Genomic DNA, 9,694 nt, shown 5'->3' on the forward strand with positions numbered 1-9,694 from the left:
AGGTCGCAGGCGGGATGGAAATCGCTGACCGGCGAAGCAGCCTCTCAACCCACGTGAAGGCACCGGCCCGCGCCTTCGGGCATGCCGGCAGCATGGACCGACACCCTCTCGCCACCCGGGACGATCGCCTCACCCCCTCCGATCCACGCCTCTGGGTCGTGCTCGCCATGGCGCTGGTCTTCTTCGGCCTGGGCGGCCTCTTCCTGGCGGCGCCCGCGCTCGGCGCGCTGATCTACGGCGTGCCGGAGCCCGCCGGGATCGGCCGGACCTATCTTCGGGCGATCGGCGCGCGCGACGCGGCCCTCGCGCTCTATCTCGGCGGCCTCGGCCTCCTGTCGACCCGGCGCGCCGTGGCGATCGTGCTGGCGGGCAGCCTCGTCATCCCGGCCTGCGACCTCGCCCTCGTCCTCTCCGCCGGCACCGCCGCGTGGTGGCAGATCGGGCTGCATGGGGTGAGCGCCGGGGTGCTGGCGCTCACCGCCCTCTGGCTCGTCCGCCGCAGTCATACGAAATCCGTTTGATCGCTTCGCGATGCGGATTCCGGCTTCGCTCAAGCGCCGCGCGGGCTTGCGATACCATGTCCGGAAGGAATCTTCCGGACATGGTATCAGGCGGCGTAGTCCGGCTCCTCCCGGTCGAGCCGCCGGCGGATCGCCGCGAGGTGGAGGCGGGCCGATTCCGGATCGCCCTCGCGCATCTGCCGGTAGGCGGCCTCGGCGATGGCGGGATCGACCGGCAGGACGGCGCGGCCGGTCGAGAGGGCGAGCACCTGCACCTCGGCTGCGCGCTCCAGGTAGTAGAGATCGTCCCAGGCCTCCGCGATGGTCGGGCCGAGCACCATCACGCCGTGGTTCTTCATGAACACGATGTCGGCCTCGCCGACGCTGTCGGCGATGCGGTCGCCCTCGCGCTCGTCGAGGGCGAGGCCGTTGTAGTTCCGGTCGAAGGCGGTGCGGCCGTAGAACTTGAGCGAGGTCTGCCCGGCGAAGATCAGCGGATCGCCCTCGGTCATCGAGAGGGCGGTGGCGTAGGGCATGTGGGTGTGGAAGGCGACGCGCGCCCGCGGGATGCGCTTGTGCAGGCGGGCATGGATGTAGAAGGCGGTCGCCTCCGGCTGGCCCTCGCCCGAGACGACGTTGCCGTGGAAGTCGCAGACCAGGAGCTTCGAGGCGGTGATCTCCGCGAAGGCGTAGCCGTAGGGATTGACGATGAAGAGGTCGTCGTAGCCCGGCACCATCGCCGAGAAGTGGTTGCAGATGCCCTCTTCCAGGCCGTGGCGCGCCGCCATGCGGAAGCAGGCCGCCAGGTCCTCCTTGGCGCGGCGCACCTCCGGCCCGGCGAGATCGGGCTGGTTGGGGCCGTCGGGACTCCGTTCGCCGGCCGGCGCGCCCAATGCGTGAGCCATGGTGTCGAGGTCTCCTGCGTTCCGGCGGATCCTTGCGGAAGTCGGCCTCGGTTGTCCACGGGGGGGGGCGGCCCGAACCCGATCCTCGAAATCAGCGCGGCGCGCGCAGGTGCTCCAGGAGGGCGGGAGTGGCGTAGCCGTCCGCCGGCAGGCCCGCGGCGATCTGGTAGCGCCGCACCGCCTCGCGCAGTTTCGGCCCGGCGCGACCGTCGAAAGGGCCCTCGTAGAGCCAGAGGGCGGAGAGCCCGCGCTGGAGCGCGGTGACCCCTGCCTGATCGAGGCGCGGCCCGGTCGGCCAGGGCGCGGCGAGCGGCGGCCCCCCGGCGATCCGGTCCGAGAAATGGCCCACCGCCAGCGCGTAGGAATCCGAGGTGTTGTAGGCGCGGATCGCCTCGAAATTGGCGGTGATCAGGAAGGCCGGCCCGCCGGCCCCGCCGGGCAGGAACAGGCTCGCCTCGCCCTGGTCGGGCAGGGCCTCGCCGTCGAGGCTTCGCACCCCGCGCCGGGCGAAGTCGGAGAACGGGCCGCGATAGCGCGCGAGGTCGAAACCGGCCGGCAGCGTGACGGCGACGCCCCAGGGCAGGTCGCGGCGCCAGCCGGCCTGGGCCAGGAAATTCGCGATCGAGGCGAGCGCGTCCGGCGCCGAATCCCAGATGTCGCGCCGCCCGTCGCCATCGAAATCGACCGCCGCCTTCAGATAGGCCGAGGGCAGGAACTGCGTCTGCCCCATGGCGCCGGCCCAGGATCCGCGCATCCGCTCGGGCTTCACGTCGTGGTGCTGGAGGATCTCCAGGGCGGCCAGCAATTCATCGCGAAACAGCTCGCCGCGGTGGCGCGCCTCGGCCAGGGTGGCGAGCGCCCGGATCACCGGCATCGTGCCGGCGCTGGCGCCGAAATCCGATTCGATGCCCCAGAAGGCGAGGAGCACCGGGCCCGGCACGCCGTAGCGCGCCTCGATCGCCGCCAGGGTCTCGGCGCGGCGCGCGGCCTCCGCCCGCCCGCGGGCGATGCGGCCGGCGGAGACGGCGCCGGTCAGGTACTCCCAGACGGGCCGGCCGAATTCGCCCTGGCGGCGCAGCCGCGCCAGTACCGCCGGGTCCGGGGTGACGCCCCGGAACGCCGCGTCGAAGGTCGTACGCGAGACGTGCCGCGCTTGGGCGGCCGGCCACAGCTCCTCGACGAAGGCCCGGAAATCGCCCGCGCCGCTGGGGGCGGCAAGGAGCAGAACGGTACCGAGCGCCAGGACGCTCCGCAGGACGAACCGGGTCTGGGGCATCGATCAGACCCGGTTGCGACGGGCCAATGCCTCTTCCCAGGCCAGCGCCTGGGTGACGATCTCGCGCAGGTCGTCGTGCTGCGGCACCCAGCCGAGCTCGGCCCGGATCCGGTCGGCCCCGGCGACGATCCGCGACGGGTCGCCCGCCCGGCGCGGCGACAGCTTGACCGGGAAGTCGACGCCGGAGACCGACTTCACCACGTCGATCACCTCGAGCACCGAGTAGCCGCGGCCATAGCCGCAATTGAGGGTCAGGCTCTCACCGCCGCCGCGCAGGTGGTTGAGCGCGACGAGGTGGGCGGCCGCGAGGTCCGAGACCTGGATGTAGTCGCGCAGGCACGAGCCGTCCGGGGTCGGATAGTCGGTGCCGAACACCTCGAGCTGGCCGCGCTTGCCGAGCGCCGCCTGCGTCGCGACCTTGATGAGATGGGTGGCGTTGGGGGTCGACTGGCCCGAGCGCCCGCGCGGATCGGCCCCCGCCACGTTGAAGTAGCGCAAGACGACGTAGCTGATGCCGTGGGCGCGGGCGGCGTCCTCCAGCATCCACTCGGTCATCAGCTTCGAGCGGCCGTAGGGGTTGATCGGGTTCGGCGTCAGGTCCTCGGGCACCGGCACCACCGCCGGCTCGCCGTAGACCGCGGCGGTGGACGAGAAGATGACGTGGCGCACGCCCGCGCCGATCGCCGCCTCGATCAGCGCGCGAGACTTGACCGTGTTGGCGAGGTAATACCCGAGGGGATCCGAGACCGAATCCGGCACCACGATCTTGGCGGCGAAGTGCGCCAGCGCATCGATCTTGTGCGCGCGGATGGTCTCGGCCACCAAGGTCTGGTCGGCGACGTCGCCGCGCACCAGCGTGACTTCCGGCGGCAACGCCCAATCGAAGCCGGTGGACAGATCGTCGAGGACCACGACTTCCTCGTGTCCGGCGTCGATCAGGGCGAGCACCATGTGGCTGCCGATATAGCCGGCCCCGCCCGTGACAAGTACCGCCATTCCGTCCGCTCCCCGGTGTGAGACGGGTTGATCCATACCCCGCAATGCTTCAGCGTCAATTAAGCTGTCCGGTGGCAAGGCTGCCCGCGGGGAGGAGGTCCGGTGGGTGCGAAGCGCCCGGTCGCGCCTAGTCCCGCCGGGCGGTCCGGCAGCTCCTCGGTGTTCACTGGATCACGCACGATGAAACGCATTCGCAAAGCCGTCCTCCCGGTCGCGGGCCTCGGCACCCGTTTCCTGCCGGCGACCAAGGCGGTGCCCAAGGAGATGCTGACGGTCGTCGACCGGCCGGTGGTCCAGCACGTCGTCGACGAGGCCCGCGAGGCCGGGATCGAACACTTCATCTTCGTCACCGGCCGCGGCAAGGCGGTGATCGAGGATCATTTCGACATCTCCTACGAGCTCGAGCGCACCCTTCAGGAGCGCAACAAGACCGAGGCCTACGAGGCCCTGAAGAAGGACCTGCCGGCCGCCGGCCAGACCAGCTTCACCCGCCAGCAGGAGCCGCTGGGGCTGGGCCACGCGGTGTGGTGCGCCCGCGAGATCGTCGGCGACGAGCCCTTCGCGGTGATCCTGCCCGACATGCTCAGCCGCGGCAGCATGGTGCAGATGCTCAAGGCCTACGAGCAGCACGGCGGCAACATCATCGCGGTCGAGGAGGTCGCCCCCGACCAGACCCATCAATACGGCATCGTCAGCGTCGGCCAGGAATACGGCGACACTTTCGAGATCACCGGCATGGTCGAGAAGCCGGCGAAGGGCACCGCGCCGTCGAACTACATCATCTCGGGCCGCTACATCCTCCAGCCGGAGATTTTTTCGATTCTCGAGCGCGGCGAACGCGGCGCGGGCGGCGAGATCCAGCTCACCGACGGCATGAAGCGCCTGTCGGAGACGCAGAAGTTCTACGGCATGCACTACCGCGGCAAGACCTACGACACCGGCTCGAAGCTCGGCTTCCTGGTCGCGAACCTCGCCTACGGCCTGGAGCGGCCGGAGCTGCGGGACGCGCTCAAGCAGGAGATCGAGGCGCTGCTGGCGAAGGGCTGAAGACCGTCCGGCCCCGCGCCCGGCCACCGATGCCCGGTCGCGGGGCCGCCTATTCGTCGTCGAACCAGTTGCGCCCCGGCTCGATGCAGCGGTAGCCGACGAGACATTCCGGCGTGTCGCGGGTCGGCACGACGGCATTCTTGGTGATCTCGGTCGGCTCGCAGAAGCTGCGGTCGCGCACGTAGCGGTCGTAGGTGTAGCCGCCGGTGCCGAGCACCGCGGCCCCTCGCGCGGCGAGGAAGTTGCGCGCCTGGCCGCAGGTCATCGCGAGGGTGGAGGGCCGGCCCTGCTGCGCGAGGGCTGCCTCCGGCACGGCCACGAGCGCGCCGCCGAGCACCCCGACGAGGGACGCGGCGAGCAGGGTCGGAGACGGTCGGCGTTCGGTGGGCACGGCAGGGCTCCCGGGATCAGGAGCGCAGGCAACGCCCGCCGCCGCCGGCCGGATCCCCCGCCGCTACTGCGTCAATTGCCCCACGCTGAGGATCGCCCCCATGACCGAAATGATCAGGCCGCCGATCAGGCCGCCGATCGCCACGGTCACCAGGGGGGTGAGGAGGGCGAGCAGGCGGTCGATGCGCTGGCGCGTCTCGGTCTCGTGCATCTCGGCGGCGTGGAGGAGGACGCTGCCGAGGCGGTTCACCTGCTCGCCGCTGGCGATGAGGTTGAGGGTCGAGGCGGCGTAGGGCTTGAGCGAGGAGAGCCCCGAGGCGAGGCTGCCGCCCTCGGCGAGCCGCCGCCCGGCCTCGTCGAAGGCCCGGCGAAACACCTGGTTGCCGGCGAGCGGGCGGGTCGCCGCCACCGCGTCGGGGATCGGCACCTCGGCGGTGAGCAGCGTGCCGAGCACCCGGCAGAACCGGCCGCACTCGATGCCGACCACGATCTCGCGCACCAGCGGCAGGCGGAGCGCGAGTTGCGCCCGCGCCGCCGCGAAACCCGGCACCCGCCACACCCTGGCGAGCGCGAGGATCAGAACCGCGAGGCCGCCGATCAAGAACGGCCAGGTCGCCGACAGCGTGTCGCCGAGCCAGGCGGCGGCGCGGATCGCGAAGGGCGGCGCCTGGCCGCTGCCCTCGAAGAGGGGGCTCAAGGCCGGCACCAGCACGCCGACGATCATCGCCACGGTGCCGATCGCCATCGCGACGAGGAGCGCCGGGTAGATCATCGCCGAGACAAGATGGCGCCGGACCGCGTCGCGGCGCTCGATCGAGGCGGTGAGCGAGCCGACCACGTCGACGAGGGTGCCGGTGGCCTCGCCGGCGCGCACGATGTCGACCATGTCGCGCGGGAAGGCCTGCGGATGGGCCGCCATCGCCCGCGACAGGGAGGCGCCGGCCACCACCCGCTCGAGCAGGTCGGAGAGGACGGGCTTGAGGGCCGGCCCGGCCTGGCGCTCGACGAGGCGCAGGGCCTTGTCGACGGTGAGCCCGGCGCCGACCAGCGTCCCGAACTCGCGCAGGAAGGCGACGCGGGCGGCGTCGTTGACCCGGTCGCGCCCGAAGAGGTCGCGGCGCCAGAACGGGGCCGGGCCGGCGGCGGCCTGGGCGATCTCGTAGACCTGGAGCCCGTCGGTGCGTAAGCGCGCCACGGCGCGCTGGCGCGTCTCGGCCTCGATGGTGCCGGCCCGCGAGCGCCCGTCCGCGGCATAGGCCTTGTAGGCGAAGCGGGGCATCTCAGAGCGTCCCTTCGAGCACCCGCCCGACCTCGTCGAGGGTGGTCTCCCCGTCGAGCACCCGCGCCCGGGCGCTGTCGGCGAGCCCCGTCATCCCGGCGGCGCGCGCCCGGGCGGTCAGGGTCTGCTCGTCGGCCCGATCGGCGATCAGGCCGCGCAGCTCCCCGTCGAGGGTCATGATCTCCGAGGCGACCATGCGGCCGCGATAGCCGGTGCCGTTGCAGGCCGGGCAGCCGCGGGCGCGCTTGAGGCTCAAGGGGGTCTCGGGCGCAATGCCGAGGCGCAGGCGCTCCTGCGGCATCGCGGGCGTGGCTTCGGCGCAGGCGCCGCAGAGCCGGCGCACCAGGCGCTGGGCCACCACGCCGTTGAGGGTCGCGGCGATGAGGTAGGGCTCGATGCCCATATCCATCAGGCGCGTCACGGTGGCGGGGGCGGAGTTGGTGTGGAGCGTCGAGACGACGAGGTGGCCGGTCAGCGCCGCCTGGACGGCGATGCGGGCGGTCTCGCCGTCGCGGATCTCGCCCACCATCACCACGTCCGGGTCCTGGCGCAGGATCGAGCGGAGCGCCGCCGCGAAGTCGAGGCCGATGCCGGGATGGGCCTGGACCTGGTTCACCCCGGCCATCCGGTATTCCACCGGGTCCTCGACGGTGACGACCTTGAGGTGCGGGCTGTTGATCCGGCGGAGTGCGGCGTAGAGCGTCGTGGTCTTGCCTGAGCCGGTCGGGCCGGTGACGAGGACGAGGCCGTTCGGCCGGCTCGTCATCGCGGCGATCTCCCGGATCGCCGCCGCGTCGAAGCCCAGCGCCGAAAAATCCTCGACCCGGCGCGAGCCGTCGAGGACGCGCAGCACCACGCTCTCGCCATGGGCCGTCGGCAGGGTCGAGACGCGGATATCGACCTCCTGGCCGCGGTCGGGGGCCTGCATGCGCCCGTCCTGGGGCAGGCGCCGCTCGGCGATGTTGAGGCCGGCCTGGATCTTGATGCGGGTGGTGAGCGCGAGTTGGACCGATTTCGGCAGCCGCTCGGATTCGACGAGCACGCCATCCACGCGGTAGCGCACCCGCATGTCGGCCTCCTCCACCTCCAGGTGGATGTCGGAGGCGGACAGCTCGAAGGCCTTGCGCACCAGCCGGGCCGAGAGCCGCACGATCGGCGCCTGGCTCGCCACGTCGGCGAGCCGCGCGAGGTCGTCGTCGGACCCCGCCTCGCCCTCCTCGGCGACGTCGCCGTAGACGGTGCGGTGCGCCCGCTCGAAGCTGCCCGGGCCGACGAGGCGGGGGGCGACCGCCCGCTCGACGAGGTGCTCCAGCGCCCGGATGGTGTCGGCGTCGAACGGATCGACCAGGGCGACGACGAGGCGCTCGGCCTCGACCGCCAGCGGCAGCACCCGGGCGCGGGCGCAGTAATCGGTCGACAGGAGATCGGGCAGGACCGGCTCGCCCGGCAGGTCGTCCTGGCGCAGGATCGGCAGGCCGGTGGCCTCCGAGAGGGCGGTGACCAGCGTCGCCTCGTGGACGAGGCCGAGCTCGGTGAGCAGCAGGGGGAGGGGGCGCCGGCCGGGCCCGTCGAGGGCGGCGAGCGCCCGCTCGTGACCGGCGGCATCCAGCACGTCGCTCTCGGCGAGCCGGTCGACGAAGGTGCGCAGGTCCTCGGCGCGGCCGCGGGCCGCATCGCGCCGGTCCGTTCGCATGCGCCGCGGCCGGGTCTTCCCGCCCCAGATGCTGAGCATCGTCCTGCCCCAGAGAAAGCCGAATGGGCACGACCCACCTGTGGGGCATTCTCGCGCCACGTCCTTAAGCGGACGGAAATGTCAGGGCGCTAGACCGGGCGGTACCGCCCCGTACCGGTCGTCGGGCGCCGGAGCCGACCCGTTGCGCGCGCCCACCGCCTCTTCGCACGCCCTCCTGTCCTCCGCCCGGGCCTCGTTCCGCCAGGGGATCGACGCGGCCGCGCACCTCCTCGGCTTCGCGGAGGTGCGCACCGACCGCGTGCCGGCCCTGCTGACGCTGCGGCTCGGGGCCCCGGGGGAGGCCGGCCTGACGGCGACCGACCGGCGCGACGGCCAGGACCGGACCTACCGCCTGGAGGGCGGGGCCGACGACCTCGCCGAACGGCTCTCGGCGATCCGGGGCGGCCGCGCGGAGGCCCGGGCGAAAGTGGTGGTCGATCCCGCCGCCTGCTTCATCCGCACCCTGGACCTGCCGAGCGCCGCCCTGCCGCGGATGCGCGCGGTGCTGGCCCAGGAACTGGAAGCCGCGACGCCGTTCCGGGCCGACCAGGTCTTCAGCGACTGGTACGTCGAGGGCGAGGATGCCGAGACCCGCACCCTGCGGGTGCGCCACGTCGTGCTCAAGCGCACCCGGCTCGCCCCCGTGCTGGCGGCGCTGGCGGAAGCGGGGCTGAAGGCGAGCGTCGTCGCGGTCGGCCCGGCGGAGGACCGCACGATGCCGGTCGATCTCCTGTCGAGCGGGCACCACGCCCTGCCGGGGCTGCTGCGCGGCTCGGGCAATCTCGTGCTGGCGGCGGCGACCGGGCTCTGTCTCCTCGGCGCCGTCCTGGGTCTGCGCCAGCACCAGGCCGCGACGCTCGCCGCCCTCGACGACGCCTTCGCGACCGCCCGCCGCGCCGCCGCCCAGGGCCGCCCGCCCGCGATCCAGGCCGGCATCGCGCAGATCCTGGCCGAGCGCGGGCCGCCGCTCGCCCGGACCTGGGATTCGCTCGCCGCCGCCCTGCCGGACACGGTCTCGGCGGAAAATCTCCGCGTCTCCCGGGCGGGGCTGGAACTGACGCTGCGGGCGCCCGACCCGACCGTGGCGGTGCCGGCGCTCGCCGGCCTGCCGGGCTACGGCGCCCCGGCCCTGCAGCGGGTCGAGCCCGCCGGGGGCGGGCAGCGCGTCGTCGTCACGCTGCCGCGGCTGCCCGTCGGGGGCCGGCCATGAGGCCGTCCGACATGAGGCCGTCCGACATGACCCCGCCCACCATGACCCTGCCCGCGGTCCGGCCGCTGCTCGTCGGCCTTCTCGCCCTCGGCGTCGCGATCGTCCTCGGCACCGGGCCGGTGCTCGACGCGCTCGCCGCCGCCGACGACATCGCGGCGGCCCGCGACCGCCTCGCCCGCGCGCAGGCCGCCGCGGCCGCCGCCCCGGCACCGGCCCCGCTCTCGGCCGCCGACGAGGCCGGCCTCGTCATCGCCTTCCGGAGCCGCCTCGACGCGCTCGCCGCCGGGCGGAGCGTGGCGGTGGACGGGGCGGGCCTCCAGCCGGACCCCGCCCGGCGGCGAGCGCGTCGAGGCGGCTCC

Annotated in this window: 10 protein-coding genes; 4 read left to right on the plus strand and 6 right to left on the minus strand. The window is 73.2% G+C overall.

Annotation, left to right across the window (positions count from 1 at the left end):
* Positions 1 to 92: 92 nt before the first annotated feature.
* Positions 93 to 521 (plus strand): DUF4267 domain-containing protein, encoded by a 429-nt coding sequence (locus QR78_RS14595; protein ID WP_048428273.1) that lies wholly within the window; start codon positions 93 to 95, stop codon positions 519 to 521.
* Positions 522 to 607: 86 nt separating this feature from the next.
* Here the strand turns inward: QR78_RS14595 and QR78_RS14600 are convergent, their stop codons facing one another.
* From QR78_RS14600 to galE, 3 genes are all read right to left on the minus strand, one after another.
* Positions 608 to 1,405 carry an aldolase gene (locus QR78_RS14600; RefSeq protein WP_048428266.1) on the minus strand — a complete coding sequence of 266 codons (798 nt, stop codon included), beginning with the start codon at positions 1,403 to 1,405 and terminating at the stop codon, positions 608 to 610.
* A 91-nt stretch (positions 1,406 to 1,496) separates the two neighbouring features.
* Entirely contained in the window at positions 1,497 to 2,681 is a 1,185-nt protein-coding gene (locus QR78_RS14605) for a lytic murein transglycosylase (protein WP_089504224.1), read from the minus strand.
* Positions 2,682 to 2,684: 3 nt separating this feature from the next.
* Positions 2,685 to 3,677: a UDP-glucose 4-epimerase GalE gene (gene galE, locus QR78_RS14610; protein ID WP_048428267.1), complete on the minus strand. Its 993-nt coding sequence runs from the start codon at positions 3,675 to 3,677 to the stop codon at positions 2,685 to 2,687.
* A gap of 180 nt (positions 3,678 to 3,857) precedes the next feature.
* Between galE and galU the strand changes: the two genes are divergently transcribed.
* Positions 3,858 to 4,724, plus strand: a complete 867-nt coding sequence (gene galU / locus QR78_RS14615; RefSeq protein WP_048428268.1) for a UTP--glucose-1-phosphate uridylyltransferase GalU — start codon at positions 3,858 to 3,860, stop codon at positions 4,722 to 4,724.
* Positions 4,725 to 4,773: 49 nt separating this feature from the next.
* On the opposite strand, the gene QR78_RS14620 is transcribed toward galU, so the two are convergent.
* The 3 genes from QR78_RS14620 to QR78_RS14630 form a co-directional block, all read right to left on the minus strand.
* Positions 4,774 to 5,061: a hypothetical protein gene (locus QR78_RS14620; protein ID WP_048428275.1), complete on the minus strand. Its 288-nt coding sequence runs from the start codon at positions 5,059 to 5,061 to the stop codon at positions 4,774 to 4,776.
* Positions 5,062 to 5,178: 117 nt separating this feature from the next.
* Positions 5,179 to 6,393, minus strand: a complete 1,215-nt coding sequence (locus QR78_RS14625; protein WP_048428269.1) for a type II secretion system F family protein — start codon at positions 6,391 to 6,393, stop codon at positions 5,179 to 5,181.
* Between the two features lies 1 nt (position 6,394).
* Positions 6,395 to 8,086 carry a GspE/PulE family protein gene (locus QR78_RS14630; RefSeq protein ID WP_244278481.1) on the minus strand — a complete coding sequence of 564 codons (1,692 nt, stop codon included), beginning with the start codon at positions 8,084 to 8,086 and terminating at the stop codon, positions 6,395 to 6,397.
* Positions 8,087 to 8,267: 181 nt separating this feature from the next.
* On the opposite strand from QR78_RS14630, the gene QR78_RS14635 reads away from it, so the two are divergent.
* On the plus strand, positions 8,268 to 9,335 hold the full coding sequence (locus tag QR78_RS14635) for a hypothetical protein (protein WP_048428271.1): 1,068 nt from the start codon (positions 8,268 to 8,270) through the stop codon (positions 9,333 to 9,335).
* Positions 9,336 to 9,361: 26 nt separating this feature from the next.
* Positions 9,362 to 9,694 (plus strand): hypothetical protein (locus QR78_RS14640; RefSeq protein WP_048428272.1); only part of this gene is annotated, 333 nt, incomplete at its 3' end.

It is taken from the genome of Methylobacterium indicum (genome assembly GCF_001043895.1).
In the GTDB taxonomy this organism is placed as follows: domain Bacteria; phylum Pseudomonadota; class Alphaproteobacteria; order Rhizobiales; family Beijerinckiaceae; genus Methylobacterium; species Methylobacterium indicum.

Bases quoted from the DNA above. Each gene is read 5' to 3' on its own strand.
- galE (WP_048428267.1), bottom strand. From the start codon at position 3,677: ATGGCGGTACTTGTCACGGGCGGGGCCGGCTATATCGGCAGCCACATG.
- QR78_RS14600 (WP_048428266.1), bottom strand. From the start codon at position 1,405: ATGGCTCACGCATTGGGCGCGCCGGCCGGCGAACGGAGTCCCGACGGC.
- QR78_RS14595 (WP_048428273.1), top strand. From the start codon at position 93: ATGGACCGACACCCTCTCGCCACCCGGGACGATCGCCTCACCCCCTCC.
- QR78_RS14605 (WP_089504224.1), bottom strand. From the start codon at position 2,681: ATGCCCCAGACCCGGTTCGTCCTGCGGAGCGTCCTGGCGCTCGGTACC.
- QR78_RS14625 (WP_048428269.1), bottom strand. From the start codon at position 6,393: ATGCCCCGCTTCGCCTACAAGGCCTATGCCGCGGACGGGCGCTCGCGG.
- galU (WP_048428268.1), top strand. From the start codon at position 3,858: ATGAAACGCATTCGCAAAGCCGTCCTCCCGGTCGCGGGCCTCGGCACC.
- QR78_RS14630 (WP_244278481.1), bottom strand. From the start codon at position 8,086: ATGCGAACGGACCGGCGCGATGCGGCCCGCGGCCGCGCCGAGGACCTG.